This window comes from Streptomyces sp. NPDC047515, assembly GCF_040643055.1.
Lineage (GTDB): Bacteria > Actinomycetota > Actinomycetes > Streptomycetales > Streptomycetaceae > Streptomyces.
In genome coordinates, this window is sequence record NZ_JBEYTM010000013.1 from 60,433 (window position 1) to 78,836 (window position 18,404).

At 71.1% G+C, this 18,404-nt stretch carries 12 protein-coding genes and 2 pseudogenes; 9 read left to right on the forward strand and 5 right to left on the reverse strand.

Annotated features, from left to right (window positions below; translation table 11 throughout):
* Positions 1-15 precede the first annotated feature (15 nt).
* Positions 16-1,134: a hypothetical protein gene (locus ABZ826_RS13945; RefSeq protein WP_361446789.1), complete on the forward strand. Its 1,119-nt coding sequence runs from the start codon at positions 16-18 to the stop codon at positions 1,132-1,134.
* Positions 1,135-1,190: 56 nt separating this feature from the next.
* Here ABZ826_RS13945 and ABZ826_RS13950 read toward each other — a convergent pair whose 3' ends face one another.
* Positions 1,191-2,093: a phytanoyl-CoA dioxygenase family protein gene (locus tag ABZ826_RS13950; protein ID WP_361446791.1), complete on the reverse strand. Its 903-nt coding sequence runs from the start codon at positions 2,091-2,093 to the stop codon at positions 1,191-1,193.
* Positions 2,094-2,201: 108 nt separating this feature from the next.
* On the opposite strand from ABZ826_RS13950, the gene ABZ826_RS13955 reads away from it, so the two are divergent.
* Both ABZ826_RS13955 and ABZ826_RS13960 read left to right on the forward strand, forming a co-directional pair.
* On the forward strand, positions 2,202-3,518 hold the full coding sequence (locus tag ABZ826_RS13955; RefSeq protein WP_361446793.1) for an MFS transporter: 1,317 nt from the start codon (positions 2,202-2,204) through the stop codon (positions 3,516-3,518).
* Positions 3,519-3,582: 64 nt separating this feature from the next.
* Entirely contained in the window at positions 3,583-4,803 is a 1,221-nt protein-coding gene (locus ABZ826_RS13960) for an ATP-grasp domain-containing protein (protein WP_361446795.1), read from the forward strand.
* Between the two features lie 21 nt (positions 4,804-4,824).
* Here the strand turns inward: ABZ826_RS13960 and ABZ826_RS13965 are convergent, their stop codons facing one another.
* Positions 4,825-5,403 (reverse strand): GNAT family N-acetyltransferase, encoded by a 579-nt coding sequence (locus tag ABZ826_RS13965; protein WP_361446797.1) that lies wholly within the window; start codon positions 5,401-5,403, stop codon positions 4,825-4,827.
* A 712-nt stretch (positions 5,404-6,115) separates the two neighbouring features.
* Here ABZ826_RS13965 and ABZ826_RS13970 point away from each other — a divergent pair.
* Positions 6,116-7,378 (forward strand): hypothetical protein, encoded by a 1,263-nt coding sequence (locus ABZ826_RS13970; protein ID WP_361446799.1) that lies wholly within the window; start codon positions 6,116-6,118, stop codon positions 7,376-7,378.
* A 7-nt stretch (positions 7,379-7,385) separates the two neighbouring features.
* Here the strand turns inward: ABZ826_RS13970 and ABZ826_RS13975 are convergent, their stop codons facing one another.
* Positions 7,386-8,555 carry a hypothetical protein gene (locus ABZ826_RS13975; protein ID WP_361446801.1) on the reverse strand — a complete coding sequence of 390 codons (1,170 nt, stop codon included), beginning with the start codon at positions 8,553-8,555 and terminating at the stop codon, positions 7,386-7,388.
* 281 nt (positions 8,556-8,836) lie between these two features.
* On the opposite strand from ABZ826_RS13975, the gene ABZ826_RS13980 reads away from it, so the two are divergent.
* Together ABZ826_RS13980 and ABZ826_RS13985 are read left to right on the forward strand one after the other, a co-directional pair.
* Positions 8,837-10,474: an SNF2-related protein gene (locus tag ABZ826_RS13980; RefSeq protein ID WP_361446803.1), complete on the forward strand. Its 1,638-nt coding sequence runs from the start codon at positions 8,837-8,839 to the stop codon at positions 10,472-10,474.
* Positions 10,471-12,582, forward strand: a complete 2,112-nt coding sequence (locus tag ABZ826_RS13985) for a hypothetical protein (RefSeq protein ID WP_361446805.1) — start codon at positions 10,471-10,473, stop codon at positions 12,580-12,582. Before ABZ826_RS13980 ends, ABZ826_RS13985 begins: the two co-directional genes overlap by 4 nt.
* Before the next feature lie 603 nt (positions 12,583-13,185).
* Here ABZ826_RS13985 and ABZ826_RS13990 read toward each other — a convergent pair.
* A pseudogene (locus ABZ826_RS13990) lies at positions 13,186-13,413 on the reverse strand (DUF2804 family protein); the annotation flags it as partial.
* 127 nt (positions 13,414-13,540) lie between these two features.
* On the opposite strand from ABZ826_RS13990, the pseudogene ABZ826_RS13995 reads away from it, so the two are divergent.
* From ABZ826_RS13995 to ABZ826_RS14005, 3 genes and pseudogenes are all read left to right on the forward strand, one after another.
* Positions 13,541-14,929: pseudogene (locus ABZ826_RS13995) on the forward strand (alpha-lytic protease prodomain-containing protein).
* Positions 14,930-15,068: 139 nt separating this feature from the next.
* Positions 15,069-15,944 (forward strand): carbohydrate-binding protein, encoded by an 876-nt coding sequence (locus tag ABZ826_RS14000; protein WP_361446807.1) that lies wholly within the window; start codon positions 15,069-15,071, stop codon positions 15,942-15,944.
* A 310-nt stretch (positions 15,945-16,254) separates the two neighbouring features.
* The gene (locus ABZ826_RS14005; RefSeq protein ID WP_361446809.1) at positions 16,255-16,500 is read left to right on the forward strand and encodes a hypothetical protein; all 246 of its coding nucleotides are present in this window, start codon (positions 16,255-16,257) and stop codon (positions 16,498-16,500) included.
* An 8-nt stretch (positions 16,501-16,508) separates the two neighbouring features.
* Here ABZ826_RS14005 and ABZ826_RS14010 read toward each other — a convergent pair whose 3' ends face one another.
* A complete protein-coding gene (locus ABZ826_RS14010; RefSeq protein ID WP_361446811.1) occupies positions 16,509-18,203 on the reverse strand; it encodes a bifunctional 3'-5' exonuclease/DNA polymerase in 1,695 nt (564 codons plus the stop codon).
* Positions 18,204-18,404: the final 201 nt, after the last annotated feature.

The following is an 18,404-nucleotide window of genomic DNA, read 5'->3' on the forward strand; positions in this document are numbered from 1 at the left end:
GAAGGAGGCCCGGCCGTGACTGAGACCAGGCACCTGGCGTCGATCGGCGAGATCGACCACGCCACCTGGGACTCCCTGGCGCCCGCCTCCTGCTTCTACCTGAGCCACGGCTGGCTCGCCGGGCAGGAGCGCCCCGACTTCGCCACGGCCACCTACACCGTGGTGTCGTCGGGGGGCGGACTGCTCGCCGCTACCCCGTCCTACGACTTCCCCGCCGAGAACGCTCCGCCTCTTCCGCCGGTCGCCGCCGACCGCAAGGTCCTGCGCGTGGGCACCCGCACCGGATACCACAATGAGTTCCTGCTCGCCGGGACCGAGGCCGAACAGCGCTCCGCTCTGGCTGAGTTGGTGGAGGGCCTCGCGGACCACGCCGTCGGCCTCGGCCGCGATGCCCTCCTCTTCGACTTCCTCACCACCGACAGCCTGCGGCTGCTCGCCGGTCTGTTCCCGGTCCGCGCCCAGCTGCGCAGCGCCGAGGCCGTGGTCCACAACGGGGGAGGCACCTTCGAGTCGTACCGGCGGCTGCTCGGACGGAACGTCCGCAAGCGCGACTACGAGGTGCGCAAGTTCGAGCGGGCCGGGCTGCGGCTGGAGACGGCGCCCCTGTCGGCGTGCGTGGACGAACTTGCCCCCCTGATCGGCCAGACCATGGACCGCTACGACGCCTCCCTGGACCTGGCGGAGATCCGGACGTTCCTCAAGGCCCAGGCCGATCATCTGGACGGCCTCAGCACGGTGTTCCGCGTCGTCGACGAGGAGGGCGGCCTGGTCGGTGGGCACGTCGCTTTCGCCTGGCGGGAGATGCTCTACGCCCGGGTGGCCGGCTTCGACTACACCCGGACCAAGGACGCGTACGAGTACTTCAACGCCGTCTACTACGGACCGCTGCGCCACATGGAGCAGCACGGGCTCAACGCCCTCCACCTCGGCCTGTCCGCGGTTGAGGCCAAGGTCAGGCGCGGAGCGCGACTCCACCCCGTATGGGCGGCGGTGCTGACCCTGCCGCTGGTCCGGGGCGCCGGCCTGACCCGCGACGCCGCCGCCGACCAGGCTCTGGCCGACTCGGTGCGGGCCGAGGCGGGCGGCGGGATGGACGACGAGGAGTGGGAGCTGAACCGGGTCACCCCGCTCTGACTCCCGCGGCGGTCACCGCGGGGCGCCGAAGGGCAGCGGCACCCCGCGGCATGGTCTCACCTGTGGGCGGGCCAGAGGGTGGGGCAGAAGTCCGGGTCGGCGTAGTCCGGCTCCCCGGCCGGGGTCCGCCGCACCAAGGCGTCGTGCTTGTAGGGCTGCTGGCGGCCTTCGGAGTTCCGGTAGTGCTGGTAGGTGTTGGTGCCGTCCTGGAGGTGGAACGAGATCGCCCGCCTGGGGTCAGGACTGCGGTTGGGGCCGCTGCCGTGGTACAGCAGGCAGTGGTGGAAGGTCATGTGGCCCCGGGGAATGTGCACGGGGACCCGCTCGACACTCGCGCCGTTGCGCTCCGCGTCCCCTTCCAGTAGGTATTCGCGGGCCACGTCCGCCGGGTCACCGGTCGGCCGCTCGGCGCCGTGACGCAGCTTCCACCGGTGGCTTCCCGGCACCATTGTGATGGTGCCGGTCTCCTCCGTGCAGTCATGGAAAGGAATGAAGGCGGTCAGCATGTTGTCGGACGAACAGGTGGGCCAGAAGTATTTGTCGAAATGCCATGAGACGATGTTCGACGTTTCTTCCAGGGCTGCCGGCTTGTAAATGAGAGTCGCCATGAAGGTGCGTATCTTCGGTGTTCTCGCAAGGCGTGCGGCCACGGCGGCCACTACGGGTTTGTGGAGAATTCTGGCAATGGCTTCATTCCGGTAATTGATGTAGTCGTTGTTGCGCTGGATCTCGCCATCGGCGGGGGACCAGTCGGCCAGCCGATCCGGTTGGGCTGGCAACTCTCGATCGCGCTGACCTGCGTAGAAGCGTTCACTGGCCTGAGTCAGGGCCTCGGTTTCCGTGTCGCTGAGCAGCTTCTGCGAAAGGTACCAGCCAGTTTTCTCGTAACGCAGGACATCTTCGTCCGACGGCAGTAGCCGCAATTCTTCTTCCGTCAGTACCGAATACTCCGACACCATATCCTCATCTCTCCGAACCTCTGTCGGTCGTCGGGCCTGATCGCACCCTAGCGAACGGATGGGGCGTGTGCTAGGTTAATCTCTCAATCGGTTCGATCGGGGGGTGAAATGGCGATCCTGGACGAGGAAGTCCGGGTTCTCCTCAAGGGGAACAAGGATTTCCGGAATGTGTGGGTGGGGGAGTCGGCCGCCCATTTCGGGACCCAGCTGACCAATTTCCTGTTGCCTCTGGTCGCGGTGACCGCCCTGCACGCCAGCGGCACTGAAGTGGGCCTCATCTCCGCCGTACAGTTCATCCCGATCGTCCTGCTGTCGCTGGTCGCCGGGGTAGTGGTCGACCGCCACCCGCCCCGCCGCACGCTGGTGATCACCAGCGTGGCCCGCGGTGCCGCGCTCGCGCTCCTCGGCCTCGCGCAGGCCACCCAAGGGCTGACGGTCACCCATGTGGTGGCGGCTGCCGCGGTCATCGGCACGGCGACCGTCTTCTACGAGGTCGCCTACCAGTCCACCATCCCCAAGATCGTCTCCGTGGACTCCATCCCCTCGGCCAACGGACTGCACCAGGCCACCTACTCCGTCAGCCAGCTCGCCGGTCCGTCGGCGGCCGGCTTCCTCGTCGGCAAGTTGGGGCTCTCGCCCACCTTCGCCGTCGCCGCCGCCTTCTTCGTCGGAGCCACTCTCAGCGGAGCACTGCTGCGCGACGTCAAGGCGCCCGGCGTACCGCGGCAGTCGGCGCTGCGCACGATCGCATCAGGGCTGCGGTACACCTGGTCCCTGCGCCCCCTGCGCGACCTCTGCACGCAGGCGGGCCTGTCCAACCTGCACGAGCAGTGCTTCCTCACCGTCTTTCTGATCTTCGCCGCCCGCGAGCTGGGCCTCAGCGGTACGGCGATCGGTCTGGTCATCGGCGTCGGCAGCGTCGGTGCGCTGGTCGGCTCGCTGGTGGCCGCGCGCATCGGCGCCCGGACGACCGTGGGCCGTACCCTCACCGGCGGTGTGGTCCTCGCCGCCGCCGGTCTCCTCCTGGTCCCGCTCGTGGTCGTCTTCGACCTCGGCGTCGTCGTCCTGGTGGCCCTCCTCGCTCTCGCCTTCGTCGTGAACGGCTTCGGGGTGGCACTCTTCAACGTCTTCGCGGTGAGCCTCCGACAAGCCATTCCGCCCGAGCACCAGTTGGGCGCGGTCACCGCGAGCTACCGGCTGGTGGCCCTGGGGACGCTGCCGGTCGGCGCATTCGCCGGCGGGGCTCTCTCGGATGCCCTGGGGGCCGGCCGCGCCATCTGGGTCGTCGGTGTCTCGTACCTGTGCGTCTCGTTCTGGCTGATGTTCTCGCCGCTTCGCTCCGCCACGACACTCGAACAGGCCCGCGCCTTGGGCGTGCGGCCGGGGTCCGGAGAGACCGTCGGCGAGCAGACCCCCGCCCCCTGACCGGCCCCGAACCACCCCGATCACCCCGCACCGCGTTCCTCAGAGGCAGAAGGCGAGCAATGACGTGGCTGAAGAGCGAGACGTCCTTATCTACTCCAAGCGCTTCGAGGGCGGGGTGCGCCTCGTCTCGCGCATGCTCTCGGACATGGGGCGCCGCCCGGTCCTGGTCTCCGACGAGCCGGAGGACGTCAACCGCGCCCACTGCGCGGCCCACGTCGTGGTCGACTGGGAGACAGCGAGCCTGGAGGAACTGGTGGCGGCGGTCGGGGCGGCGGGCGTGGTGCCGACAGCCGTCGTCAACTTCGTGGACTCGCTGATCTCCTGGCAGGTACGCACGGCGCGGTACTACGGACTGACGGGCGGCGAGCAGGGCCGCGAAGTTCTGCTGAGCAAGGCACGGGTACGGGCGGCCATGGCGGACCGGGGCTTGTCCTCGCTGGCCTTCGCGGCCGGAACCGCCACCTCCCTCGACATCGACGCGGTCGCCTCCTACCCCGTCATCGTCAAGCCTGACCAGGACTCGGGGGGTTCACGGCTCGTCCGCCGCGCCAAGGACGCAGCCGAGCTCGTCTTCTGCCTCAAGGAGCTGGCCGCCGCCGCGGGTCCGGAGACCGACGTCATCGTGGAGGAGTACATCGACGGCATCGAGTTCTCCGTCGACGGGCCGGTGCTGGACGGCCGGTTCCATCCGCTCTTCGAGGTCGAGAAGACGGGGCACGACAACCGGCGGCACCACGACGCGGGACTTCTCATCTCGCCTCCGGTCTCCGCGCATGTGCGTTCTGCCGTGGGCGAGCTGGCGGAGCGGGTCGGGGCGCTCTGCGCCTCTCTCGGCCTCGGGGACAGCTGGCTGCACGTCGAAGGGCGGACGCGCGCGGACGGCACCTGCGAACTGGTCGAGATCAATCCGCGTCCCGGAGGACGCATGTACCGGGCGGCCACCCAGCGGGCCTGCGGTGTCGACCCCATCGACATGTCGGTACGCATGGCGCTCGGTGAGCACCTGGACGGCGTCCTGGACGAGGCGGCCACCGGCGGCACCGAGCTGCTGGCCATGCTCCCCTTCGAGGCCGACCGCGTCGGCACCCTGGCGAGCGCCACTTCCGTCGAGGAGCTCAAGCGGATTCCCGGGGTGGTGGACGGCTACCTGTTCGAGAACTTCCGCGTGGTGACCATGGACCGGGAGAACTTCTTCGCCGAGGCGCTGATCGCCGCTGACAGTGTGGCCGAGCTGCACAGGACAGCCGAGCAAGTCCGCTCGGTCTTCACCTTCACCTTCGAGTGACGCGCACGGGCGGAGGCACGCTCAAGGCCCGTGCGGGCCTTGAGCGGATCCGGGAGTGACGGGCGCGGCGTAGCAATGCACCGTCACGGTCCGGACCGAACCCCATCGCTGGTCGACGGTGGCCAGCCAGGCCCACCCCAGGCGTTCGTACAGAGCGACGGCCGACGCGTCGGAGGTCAGGACGTCCAAGACCGGATGCAGCCCGCGCCGCCGGGCCTCCCACGCCGCCCGCTCCATCAGCAAGGCGCCGGCACCGTGGCCGCGTGCGGCGGGAGAGACGAACAAACGGCTTATCACGGCGGTCTTCTCGACGGGCGCACCCGTACGGCGGCTCCACAGGCCCGGCGCCCGGTCCTCTGCCCCGACCCCCGTCAGGCCGACGTGGCCGACGACCTTCCCGTCCAGTTCGGCCACCCAGGCGGCGAACAGAGAGGGCGGGGCCAGCCACTCACCGGGGCGTTCCGGCCACTCGTCCGGGTAGCCGTCGCACTCGTGCACGTCGGCCAGCGCCTGCACGCACGCGTCGAGGTCGGAGCCTTCACGCCATCGGACCCGGCAGCCGGGTGCCTCTTCCGAAGGAGGGTCGGTCTGTTGTCCCACCGCAGCATGAAACCACGCTTCGATCGCCCTCGCGCGGAGGCCGGAACGGGGCCAGGAAGTGATCTCTGATGACGGGCAGTAGTCAGGGTCTTTTGAGGAGTGATCTTGTGTCCGGGTTTCGTCAGGGCCGCCTGAGATCGGGACAGAGGTCGTTCAGCTGCGGTGACCTCCCCTCAGCGGTGTCCACGGAGGCCCTCCGGAACGCGATCGGGTACCTCGTAATGCGTAGGTCTCGGGTTCGAATCCCGAAGGCGGCTCCATGATGAACCCCAGGTCAAGCCCTTGACCTGGGGTTTCTTATTTGCGTTGACCTTGGAATTCGGGTAGATCGGACACTTGCGGTCTGTGCATCGCAATGCGTCGGTCGCAGGTTCGCTCCCTGTTGCCAGCGAGCCCGTGACAAGGCCCTGAACAGCGGTTTTGGTGCATTGAGTCCTTCGGTTGGCCATGCAGGCAAACGCTCCGGTGGACAGTCGGTGGACAAGCGTGCATGACGGCTCGTGAGAATCGCCTCGCCGCTTCTGGGGGAGGCGAGGGTTTCCGGTGCCTTGGGAAGGGTGGTCGGCGGCATAGGGCTTGTGCTGTTCCGACAGGCTGGGAAACCCTGGCTGCCGAGGGGCGACGTCACTGGTGAGGTTCCCGCGGCAGCGTCGCCCACGGAGGGGACCCCCGTCCGTGGGAGGATCGGCAGGTAGGCCGGAGTGCGGCGGAGGTGACGGCGTTGGTGGCGGACGAGGCGATGGCACAGCGCCTGCTGGGTTGGCTGGCGCCCGACGGTGACCCGATCGTCACACTCTCGGCTGCCGAGGTCGAACGCTTCTGCTGGTACGAGCTGCCCCGCAAGTGGGACGCGAACGCGTGTGAGCAGCGGCGGGCTGTCGCCGTCCTGGCCGACCTGCTGACCGGAGTCGGCCGAGTGCGGGCCGCTGCGGTGTGCACGAGCGCGACCACCGCCCAGGTGCTGGAGGACTGGCAGCGCTCCGAGGAGGCGGGCTTCGCGGCTTACCGCAAGGCTGCGGCCGCCTCGCTCACGACCCCGCCGGACGTACCCGAGCTGAGCTGGGGGCAGGTCAAGGGCATCCAGGAAGCGCTGGCCCGGGCCAACCTCGAAGATCGACTGGAGAAGGCGCTGGACGAGGGCGAGCTCGACCCGGACGCGCGTACGTTCCCGGCCGCGCGCCGACGGTTCGTCCAGCACTGGCTCGCCACTGCGCAGCCCGTGTTCGAGGGCCGCGCCCCGCTGGAGGCCATCTGCCGCGAACGGCGAGAGTTGTGGGCCGCAGCTCCCCCGACTGAGCGCCGAGCTTTGCTCGCTGCCGTCCTGCCTGCCCTGGAGTGGTCGGCCGCGGCACCGGTGGACACGGCTGAGCCGCTGCGGTGGCTGCTGGAGCAGATCGGTGACGGCGTCACCCTGACACAGGCCGGCTACCTGCCGCGGGAACTGGTGGCTGCCGCGTTCGCCCGCTACCCGCACTGGTACCCGATCGGCAAGGGGCCGCGCTCGGAGGCGGACCTGTTCCAGCTGGCCGACCTGCATGAACTCGCTCGCACCCACCGGCTGGTGACCAAGCGCCACCGTACGCTCAAGCTCTCGCCTGCCGGCCGCGCCCAGCTGACGGACCACCGGCTGCGCCAGCACACAGCCGCGCTGGCCTGGCTCGGCACCACCGCGGCTGAGCGGCAGGTGGCCGAGTCCGCCCTGGGCGCGCTGTGGGCGGAGCCCCGGCCCCGCGAGGACCTGCGCGATGCCGTACATCCGGTGCTTGCGGCGGGCTTCACCCACGGCGACGGCACCGCGATGGAGGCGAAGGACACCGAGCGGCTGCTGTGGAGGTTCTGGCACACCGGCCGCGAACTCGGCTACCTCGAGCCGGAACGGTCCATCGACGCCCCGATCTCCCTGTCCACGACTGGCCGCCCAGCCGCCCTCGCCGCGCTCCGCCTCCTGGCCGAGGGGCCCCGCAACCACATCTGAGCGCGCCTCAGCGGGCCGTCAGGCCGGCGTCGGTGAAGCGCCGCATCAGCGAGGGCTTGCCGCAGTGCTGTTCGCGCAGGTCGTGCAGGCGCCGGGCGAACTCCTCGAGGGTGCCCGCCCGGTCGTGGACCTCGCGGAGATCCTTCAGGAGGGTGACGGCGGCGTCGTAGGGGCCGGGCTGCTTCTGCCCGATCAGGTGGGCAATGTCCTGCCAGGCTTGCCCGGTGTTCTCGGCCAGGCGGTCCAGGTGGCTCTCGCGAGCCCGCTGTTCGGCCCGGCGGGCCTGGGCGCGGGCCCCTTCCTGCTGCCGTGTGTGCTCGCTGCGCACCTCGTGGGCGGCGTCGAGGAGCTGCGCGGCTGAACGGCGCCGGGCAGCGGGGGACGGTTCGGCCGTACCACGGGATGCGGCGCGGTGGCGGGCCAGCAGAGTGGGGCCCGGTTGCGGGGCGGTGCCCAGGGCCGCGTCCAGCAGCAGGGTGTCCTTCTCGCGTGGTGGCAGGGCGCGGATCCAGGCGGTGAGCGCGTTTTTGTCGATTGCCTGGGAAGGGGCGTCACCGCTGGCGCGGGCAGCCGCGGTGAGCAGATGCGGGTCGACGTGAAGGAAGTCCGCCAAGGCCTGCTGCGGGCCGGTGAGCCGGGCAAGGCCGGCGGGGACGGACGGTTCGAGGGTGGAGGTGTACTCGTCCTCGTCGACGTCCTCCTCCAGCTCCCAGCGGGTGAGCGCGGAGAGCCAGGCCAGATAGAGGGGGCGCAGGTCGCCCGCGGCGAGTTCGGTACGCAGGGCGGTGAAGGAGGCGAGGGTGAAGGAGGTCTCGAAGTCCCACTCGCCGCCGTCCTCGGCCTCGTAGGAGAAGTCGAGCAGCAGGTGTTCTTTCCTGGTCCAGCAGGTCAAGGCGTCTTCCGCGCAGTACGGTTCGGCGCTGCGGGCGGGCAGCAGTGTGGTGGGCAGGCGCAGCATCAGGCGCCGCGAGCCCCAGTTGGCGAAGTACAGGTGTGCGTCGTACAGCTGCTCCATCAGTTTGCGCTCATCGCCACGGAAGTTGCCGTAGTGGTACTCATTGACGAAGTGCGTCGCGCTGATCCGGGCCCGGCTCGACAGCCCCCGCACCCCTTCGAGCTCGTCCTTGGTCAACGGCCGGTCGACGGCCTGGAACTCGTAGTACTGGTACTCGCTCACGGCCGTGCAGACTACCGACAGGCGCTGCGGCTCATCTCGCGGGACCTGGATGTGATCCCTTGTTCGGGGCCCCATCCACGGTTACGGTCCTGGCGATGCTGTCGGTAGGCTGGTCCGCGGGTGACGGAGCGTGCCCGTTTCCATCCGTTCCACTGCTCCCCGAGCGAGGTCGCTTGAGTACCGCCACCATTTGCCCTCCCACAGCTGACGGCTCGGCTCCGCGGCCCGAAGGACTGCCTGACGCGTTCGCGGTGCTGTTGGGCCGGCTGGGTGCGGCTCCGGTGGATCCGGTCACCTCGGTGCTGGTGGATGCGGCGGTGGAGGTGTGGCGCAGGCCCGGTTTCGACTCCTTCCTGTCGCTGCCGCAGCTGTCCTTCGCGCCGTTCGGGTACCAGATGCAGACCGCTCAGACGGTGCTGCGGCGGATGCGCGGCCGGGCGATCCTCGCGGACGAGGTGGGGCTGGGTAAGACCATCGAGGCGGGTCTGGTCCTGTCCGAGCTGCGGATGCGCGGGTTGGCGGATCGGACGCTGGTGCTCACCCCGGCCGGGCTGGTGGAGCAGTGGCGCGAGGAACTGGAGCGCAAGTTCGGCCTGCCGACGGTGATCGCCCGGGGCCAGGGCTGGGAGGAGGCGGACGCGGAGCGGCCGGTGGTGCTCGCCTCGATCGCCGCCGCGCGCCGGGAGCCGCTCAAGTCCCGGCTGACCGAGGGGCACTGGGATGTGGTGGTGGCTGACGAGGCGCACCGGTTGCGCAATCCGCGCAGCGCCTCGGGGAAGCTCGCCCGGGCCTTGCGTGCCCGCTATCTGCTGCTGCTCACCGCCACTCCGGTGGAGAACCGGTTGCAGGACCTGTACGAGCTCGTGAGCCTGGTCGCGCCCGGATTGCTGGGTACCCCTGCGCAGTTCCGCCAGCGGCACGCCGGAGCCGGGACGGATCCTTCGGCGCCACGCAACCTGGATCAGCTGCGGGCCCGTACTCGTGAGGTGATGGTCCGGCACCGGCGCAGCGAGGTCGAGGTGCTGCTGCCGCAGCGGCTGGCCGAGACGGTGCTGGTGGCGCCCTCGCAGGAGGAGGCGGAGCTGTATGCGGGGATCGCGGCCAGGATCAGGGCGGAGGCCAAGGGCGCGTCCTCGGCGCGGATGCTGACCCTGCGCGGGCTGACCCGGCTGGCCGGGTCGAGCCCGCAGGCTGCCGCGCCGACCCTGGCCAAGGCGGGCTGGCCGGACCTGGCGGCGCTGGCCCGGGAAATCGAGGGATCCACGAAGGCGGAGCTGCTGCTGGAGCGGCTGCGCCGGCATAACGGACAGGGGGAGAAGGTGTTGGTGTTCACCGCCTTCCGGCAGACCCTGAACGCGCTCGCCGCGCGGCTGGAGCGTGAGGGCGTCCAGGCGGCGGTCTACCACGGCAGCCTCTCGCGCCGGGACAAGGAAGCGGCGGTGGCGGCCTTCCGCGATCAGGCGCCGGTGCTGCTGTCCACCGAGTCCGCCGGAGAGGGCCGCAATCTGCAGTTCTGCCATGTGATGGCCAATGTGGACCTACCGTGGAACCCCATGCAGATCGAGCAGCGTCTGGGCCGACTGCACCGGGTGGGGCAGGAGCACGACGTGGTGCTGACCAATCTGGTCGCCCGGGGCACCATCGAGCAACGGATCCTGCACGTCCTCGAATCCAAGATCAATCTGTTTGAGCTGGTCGTCGGCGAACTCGACATGATCCTGGGCCGGGTGGACGAGGACTTCGACTTCGAGGCCTCCGTCTTCGACGCCTTCGCCACCGCAGGGGACGACGCGGAGTTCGAGGAACGCCTGGAACGCCTGGGCGAGCGGCTGGTCAGTGCCCGCACGGACTACCTGGACAGCCGCGGCGCGGTCGACGCACTGGTCGGCGGCGATGACGAGCGGGACGCGGGCCGGTGATCCGCAAGGAGGCCGGGCTGGCCTTCTGGCTGGACTGGGTCGAGCACCGCGGCGGGCTGTGGGAGGACGCCGGGAATTCCGCCCTGGCACTGCTGCCCGCTGCCCTGGCGAGCGAGCTGGAGCTGTCCGAGGAGACCGCGGTCACCGCCGACCCCGATGTCGCCCGCGAAGACGGCGCCTTGCTGTTGGTGACCGGACACCCGGTGGTCGCCAAGGCCGCCGAGAGCGTTCTGGCCGCGGGCGACACCGGCACCCTTACCCTGGCCGCGCCGCGCTCCGTGCCGCCCGATGCCGCCACGTTGCTGTCCAAGGCCCGAGAGTATCTCCCGGTCGACCACGGCCGCCTGGACCCGCGTGCCGACGCCACGCCCGAGCGGGTCCTGCGGCCGGTGCTGCGCGTAGGCTCCTTGGTGGGCTACGAGCTCTCCGCGGAGGACCACTTCCAGGAGCAGGCCGAGGTGTTCGTCGACGTACCCAGCCGCCTGCGGGTGCCGGCGAGGGTCAGCGAGCGCCTCGTCCGCACCGGCCGTGACCCCCGTGCCGAGACCGCGCTGCCGGCCGGGCTCGCCGCCGCCGTGGACTACGCCTCCACCAGCCGGCCGGACCTGGCCGCGGCCCTCGCCGAGGCCCACCGGATGCTGGAAGCCGCCGCCGTGCTGCGCCGGGATGGGCTGGCCGGGCAGCTCGGCGACGCGTACGCCAAGGAGCGCGCCCGCGCCGGGGAGTACTACGCGTCCGCCGTGGAATCCTTGGAGCGCCGTGCCGCCACCGCGCCCGAGGACCGCGCGGCGCTGCTGCGTGCCCGTATCGAGAGCACCCGCGAGGAGCGCGCCCGCCGCCTGGCCGAGATCGCCGAAAAATACCGTGCCCGCCACACGCTCACTCCCTACCGGCTACACCTGCTGAGAGTCCCGGTACTGCGCCTCGCGCTGGACGTCCGCAGGGGCGAGCGGCGCTATCCGCTGGACCTGGACTGGCTGCTGCCCGCCGGAGAGTTCGCCCCACTGCGCTGCCCGGCCTGCGACCAGAGCGGTGCGCCGCTGGTCGCAGCCAAGACGCACCTGGGCTGCGCCCGATGCCTGGCCCCCAAGCGCCCCACCCCGCATCCGGCCCCGGAGTCCGTACCGCCGCCCCGCGACGGCGCCGCCACGCACGCTGCCGCATCCGCGGAAGGCGCGGTGGCACCAATGCGTGCGGGCGCCACCGCCGCTGTGGGGCTGTCGGCCGCACGGAACGCCGAGGCCGCAGGCGGAGCCGCGCCGCGGAGCGGGGGTCGAGCGAAGGTCGGGCGCATCGCCGAGGCGTCCGGCACGCGCGCCGCATCCTCCCGCCCCGGCTCCCGCCCCGCCACACCCGGCCATGCCCCGTTTCCGCCGCAGCGCCGGTCTGTCGATCCCCAGACCCTCCAGAAGCGCGCCTTCACCTTCTGGGAGCACGCCGCAGGCGGCGACCGCCGCAAGCTGGAGCGGTTGTGCGCCCCGGACTCGCCCGCCGCTGCCCTGCTGCGGCTGTACGGCGCGGCCGGGCCGCGGTACGGGATCGGCGTCGACTCCCGGGAACGGGTGGAGTCCTGCAGCGCTGTGGTCTTCCCCGCCGAGGGACGACGCGGCTGGGACGGTGCCGGAGGCGAGGTCCGCACCGACCGGGGACGCCATGACTACCTGCTGCGCTGGTCTCTTGGGCCCGACCGGCTGATCGCCGAGGTCCTGCCCCATCAGAGCCCCTACGCGATGAACGCCAGCACCATGATGGCGCGCTACCGCACAGGTGGTACTGAGCCGGCCACCCGCCTCCCGCGCACCGGTGCCGAGCTGGACCCGGTCGCCCGCCTGCTGTGGCAGCGCACCCCTGCCCGGCACGGGGTGCACCTGGCCGCGCGGGCCCTGGCCTCCTGGTGGCGGCTGACCGACCCGCGGGCATTGCGGGAGCGTTACCCGGCAGCGATTCTCGCTGCCGCCGCCGAGCGGTCTGCCTGCTACTGGAGTGGCGTCGGCGGGGGCGGTTACAGCGACGCGGCACGGCTGTGGCAGGTCCCCGAGGCCGAGCTGCGCAAGGCCGGCATGCACCTGCAGCGTTTGCTGAAACTGACCCAGGACCAGCCTTGGTAAGCGCGCACCGCGCCCGGCCTGATCGGCCGGGTCGTCCTCACCCGGAACGCGCTGACGAAGACTGCGGGTGCCGATACATCATCCACCAGGTCACGGCCTTGATCGGCCATCTCTTAAGCGCCTGCCGGCCACCCTGTTGTCTTCACCTGCGCAGGCCGCGAACGGCATCATGATCGGTCGTGCTGCTGCGCCTGGCCTTGCCCTTGCCGGAAACCTCACCCGTCCAAGCGGCAGGCCGCAGTGAACGATTGTTCCTCCTGCGCGGCTGCGGTGGGCGAGTTGTGCCGGGCTGCCAGTGGCCGGACTGCGGCAGCAGCGCATGCGCCCCGGGCCCTGCATGCCAGGACTCTGGCGTCCGTGAGTCCCCGCTTTTGCTTCAGGCTTTGACGAAGCAGCGGGCCATCTCGTCCAGTCCGGTGGCGCCCTCAGCCCCAGGAGAGTTGCCCGGTGGGTGTATGGCCGCGCGGGGTCGGGACGGCGGGCGTCGCGTCGGTGATGCGGTGGGTCAGGGTGTACGTCCAGCAGTCCGAAACGTCGGACGAGAAGGAGGTTCGATGTAATTCGGGCGACAAGTTCAGGGCAGCCAGCCGGTGCAAGTCCGGTTACGTACACCGTGTTCAGGGCCAGGAAGTCGAGGTCACTCACCGTCAGTGCGACGAGATGGGTCGGGGTGGTCACGCACCAGTACTCCCAGCGCTTGGTCCGCCCCCAGCCCCGAAGATTCGCCCGGTGCAGCGGCTGTCTGGACCAGCCGCGGGCCGCCGGGTTCAGCCGACCGTCCGGCAGGCACAGGTCGACGGGCTCGGTGATCTCGTGTTCATGCGTGGCCATGCGCGGAGCCTAAAGGCTTTCGGTCAAGGGCCCCATAACGCGAAGTGAGGGGGAGAGCGGGATCTCCTGAGGGTGACGTGTACGCGGCTACGTTGGCGGAAATTCCCCCGAAGTCAAGGAGAGTTCCGTGGAGAGAACCATCCTCCGCAGACGTGCCCTGGCCGCGTGCACCGCCACCGTGGCCGTCGGTGTGCTCGCGCTGGCCGGCCTGACCGGCAGCGCGTCCGCCGATCCCGATCCCGCTCCCCACCCACCTCCCCAACCCCACCGCCGCGGGCACCGAACAGCTCTCGCCCGGTCTGCTGAAGGGCATGCGGCGCGATCTCGGGCTGACGGCCTCCGAGGCGCGCGACAGGGTCGGCCACGAGTCCCGGGCGGCGGCCGTCGCCGCCGGGCTGCGGCACTCCCTCGGCGCGGACTTCGCCGGGGCCCGGGTGAGCGGTGACGACGCCGCCCTGACCGTCGCCACCACCGATGCCACGGACACCGGCCGGATCCGCCGGGCCGGCGCACGGCCCGTCGTCGTCGAGCACAGCCTGGCCGAACTCGACGCCGCGAAGGCGGCGTTGGACCGGGTCGCGCTGCGCAAGGCCCCGGAGGGCATACCCCTCTGGTAGGTCGACGTGGCCACCAACCGCGTGGTCGTGCGGGCCGCCCGCGCCTCGGCCGCCGACGCCTTCCTCGCCGCGGCGGACGTGCCGCACGGGGTGGTGACGGTGAGCCGGTCGGCCGAGAAGCCCCGTACCTTCACGGATCTGCGGGGTGGTGACGCGTACTACATGAACGGCTCCGGGCGCTGTTCCATCGGCTTCCCCGTGAAGCGCGGCAGCGGCCAGTCAGGTTTCGTCAGCGCCGGTCACTGCGGAACACCCGGGGTCAGCACCAGCGGTTACAACCAGCAGGCCCAGGGCTCCTTCCAGGGCTCCACCTTCCCCGGCCGCGACTACTCCCGGGTCGCCACCAACACCAACTGGACGCCGCGTGCCCTGGTCAACGGGTATGGCAACGGCGATGTGACGGTCACCGGATCCACCGAGGCGCTGGAGGGTTCGTCGGTCTGCCGCTCGGGCTCGACGACCGGCTGGCACTGCGGAACGGTGCAGCAGCGCAACACCAGCGTCACCTACCAGGAGGGCACCGTCTCCGGAGTCACCCAAACGTGTGCGCCGAACCGGGCGACTCCGGCGGTTCGTTCATCTCCGGCAGCCAGGCGCAGGGCGTCACCTCCGGCGGCTCCGGCAACTGCTCCCAGGGCGGTACGACGTAATTCCAGCCGGTGAATCCGGCGCTCCAGGCGTACGGAATCACCCTGGTCACCAGCGGCACCCCGACCGATCCGCCCACCGATCCGACGGACCCGCCGACCGACCCGGGCGGCAGCTGGGCGGCGGGGGCCACGTACGCGGCGGGCGACATCGTGACGTACGGCTCCGGCAGTTACCGCTGCCTGCAGGCGCACCTGGCGCAGCCCGGCTGGACGCCGCCGAACGTGCCGGCGCTCTGGCAGCAGCTGTAGGCCGACACGCCCCAGGGCCTCTCGCCAGGATCACACCGCGTCCGCACGCCCCCACGCTCCGGCCTCCCGGCCGGGCGGTGCGCGCCCCGCTCCGCTCTGTGTCATGCACGTGCCCTTCCCCCATCCTGAGGAATCAGCCATGACCCCAGAAGTGACCGAAGGTTCCGGCGACGACCGCCGGATCAGCCGCAAGACCCTCCTCAAGGCCGCTCTCGTCGTCGGTACCGTCCCGCTGCTCGCCGGCGGCGGCGTCGCGCTGGCACGCGACGCCGGTACCGGGGGCCGGCCCCTTGCCCCCACCCCGAACTGCGACGACGGCGACGGTCCGACCCACGAGCGGATCGAGGGGCCCTACTTCAAGCCCGACTCCCCGCTCCGCACGAGCCTGATCACCGGCAGCACGCCCGGTGTCCGGCTGACCGTCAGCGGTTACGTCTTCGGGCGGGCCTGCAAGCCCATCCCCGGAGTGCTCCTCGACTTCTGGCAGGCCGACACCAACGGCGCGTACGACATGAGCGGATATGCCTTCCGCGGCCACCAGTTCACCGATCAGTCGGGGGCCTTCACCCTGACCACGATCGTGCCGGGGCTGTACCCGGGCCGGACGCGGCACATCCATGTCAAGGCCCAGGCTCCCGGCTCGGGCATCCTGACCACTCAGCTGGACTTCCCCGACGAGCCGCGCAACAACACGGACAGCATCTTCGACCCTGCGCTCCTCATGAACGTCCGGGCCGTCGGCTCCGCCAAGGAAGGGACCTTCGACTTCGTCCTCGACGTCGCCCAGGACCCGACCGACCCGACCGACCCGACCGACCCGACCGATCCGACCGACCCGACCGATCCGACCGATCCGCCGACCGACCCGCCCGGCTCCACCTGGGCGGCCGGAACGCTCTACAACGCGGGAGACCGCGTCACGTACGGCGGGGTCGCGTACCGCTGCCTGCAGGCGCACTCGGCCATGGCCGGCTGGGAACCGCCGAACGTCCCCGCGCTGTGGGAACGCGGGTAGACGCGCAGGACGGCGGAGGCGCACCACCGCTGCACGGGCGTGCCCCGGGGTTTCCCTCGCGGGGCGCGCGCCGCGCCCGGTCCGGGCCGGAGCTTCTCATCCGGTCCGGACCCTTCCGCGTCCACGGCAGAACACGGGCTCAGGCATGCGGGCTCAGGCATGCGGGCACGGGCATGCGGACACGAGCACGGGAGTGGCTGCGGCTGAGCCCGGCCGAGGGGCGTCATTCCGGCCGCGGAGTAACCTGGATGTGCACGGCTCCCGATGAGCCGCTTCTGTCGGCCTGCGCGTCGAAGGGGGCCGGTATCGCATGGACACCCTGGTCACTGTCGTGGTCGTCCTCGTGATGATCGCGATCGCGGCGTTCGTCATCCATCGGCTCAATGCCCGGCATCGTCATCAGCATCTGCGTCCCGCGCACTACGACCACGGGCTGGCCGGCTTCGGCGAACAGGCCGCTCCGGGCGCCCGGCCCGCTTCGGGACCCGATGCGCGGCCGGGTACGGGTGAACAACGAGGGCACGGGGAGTCCGGCACGCCCGACTCCGGTGCGTGAGCCAAGGGCTACTTCGCGTCCGAATAGCGCTCCACCACCGCCGTCGTGAACGGAAAGCGCACCGGTGTGTCGCCGAAGACGGTCCGTCCGGCGATGTCACCGGCCGACCGGATCGCCTCCACGACCGCCTCGGTCTCCTCCCGCGGACAGTGCACGATCACCTCGTCGTGCTGGAAGAAGACCAGCTCGGCCCGGAGCCCGGCGGAGCGGAGCGACTGGCGGAGGGCGGCGAGGAGCAGCAGGGCCCAGTCCGCGGCGCTGCCCTGCACCACGAAGTTACGGGTGAAGCGGCCCCGAGCGCGGGCCTGGGACGATGCGTGGCCCGGGGTGAACTCGCCGTCGCCGGAGGGCTGTTCGGCGCTCTCCAGCGGAATCCCGGCCTCGTCGTCGTCCCCGCTGCCGGCCGCGGGGGGACTGGTCCGGCCCAGATACGTCCGTACGAGGCGCCCCTCCTCGCCCGCTTTCGCGGCGTCGTCGACATAGGCCACGGCCAGCGGGAATCTTCGGCGCAGGGCGGCCAGATTCTTGAGGCCGTCGCCCGAGGTCTGCCCGTAGATCGCGCCCAGCAGGGCGAGCTTGGCGTGGTCCCGGTCGCCGTGGAAGGCCCGGTCCGACAGCGCCGTGTAGAGGTCGCCGGCATGGCCCGCCACCTCCATCAGACCGCGGTCGCGGGAGATCGCGGCCAGGACCCTGGGTTCCATCTGGTCGGCGTCCGCCACGACCAGGCGCCAGCCCTCGTCGGCGACGACCGCCTGCCGTATCACTTTGGGGATCTGCAGCGCCCCTCCGCCGTTGGTCGTCCAGCGCCCGCTGACCGTGCCGCCCGGCTGGTACTCGGGGCGGAAACGCCCGTCGCGCACCCAGTCCTGGAGCCAGCTCCAGCCGTGCGCCGTCCAGATCCGGTACAGCTTCTTGTACTGGATGAGGGGCTCCACCGCGGGATGGTCCAGCTCCTCCAGCTCCCAGCGCCGGGTCGACTTCACCCTGATGCCGGCCTGCGCGAAGGCCTTCATGACGTCGGCGGGGAGGTCGGGGCGGACCCGTCTGCCGAAGGCGGCCGACACCTCGTCGGCCAGTTCGGCCAGCCTGCGGGGCTCGCCGCCGCCCGCGTAGCGCTCGCCGAGCAGTTCCTGGAGCACGTCCCGGTGGACATCGGCGCGCCAGGGGAGACCGGAACGGTTCATCTCGGCGGCGACCAGCATGCCGGCCGATTCGGAGGCCGTCAGCAGGCGCATCCGGTCCGGGTGCGCGGTGGCGTCATGGCGGCGGAGCTGGTCCGCGTAGACCTGGAGCAGGTCGTCGAACGGCAGGCCGGTGCCGGACTGCGGCTCGAAGAGGGAGGACTGCGCACCGGGTTCGGCGGAGCGCGGCGGAGGGTCGGGGGGCACGGGGGCGCCGTGCAGACGGGCGTGGGCGGCGGCTGCGGAGCGGGGTTCGCCGAGACGGCCCTCATGGCCGAGGAGGAGGGATTCGGCGACCTCGACGTCGTAACAGCGGGCCACGGGGACACCCGCCGCGAGCAGGCGCGGGTAGATCTCGGCGGTGGACCGCCAGACCCAGCGGGTGACCTCCGGGCGGGAGCGGACGGCCTCCACGAGGTCCGCTTCGGCCAGGACCGGGGCGGTGGGCAGGCCGGAGGAGTCCAGCGGGGCGAGCAGGGAGCCGCCGGTCTCCGTGGCGGCCAGAGCCCAACGTTCGGTCATGTGGTCGAGTCTGGCACCCGGCACTGACACGGGGGCGGTGGCGCGGGGCGGGCGGGACAGCCGGGACCGCGCGGGTCGGCGGGAAGCCGGGGACCGTGCGGGGCGGGACACGGCGGCGGGCGGGGTGGAGCCTCGCGCGGCGCGGTCCGCACGGTCTGGTCGGCCCCGGACCTGGATCCGGCAGGCGCGGACGCGGCGATC

Excerpts from the sequence above, each read along its gene's own strand:
- ABZ826_RS14010 (WP_361446811.1), bottom strand. The coding sequence starts at position 18,203 with ATGACCGAACGTTGGGCTCTGGCCGCCACGGAGACCGGCGGCTCCCTG.
- ABZ826_RS14005 (WP_361446809.1), top strand. The coding sequence starts at position 16,255 with ATGGACACCCTGGTCACTGTCGTGGTCGTCCTCGTGATGATCGCGATC.
- ABZ826_RS13950 (WP_361446791.1), bottom strand. The coding sequence starts at position 2,093 with ATGGTGTCGGAGTATTCGGTACTGACGGAAGAAGAATTGCGGCTACTG.
- ABZ826_RS13955 (WP_361446793.1), top strand. The coding sequence starts at position 2,202 with ATGGCGATCCTGGACGAGGAAGTCCGGGTTCTCCTCAAGGGGAACAAG.
- ABZ826_RS14000 (WP_361446807.1), top strand. The coding sequence starts at position 15,069 with ATGACCCCAGAAGTGACCGAAGGTTCCGGCGACGACCGCCGGATCAGC.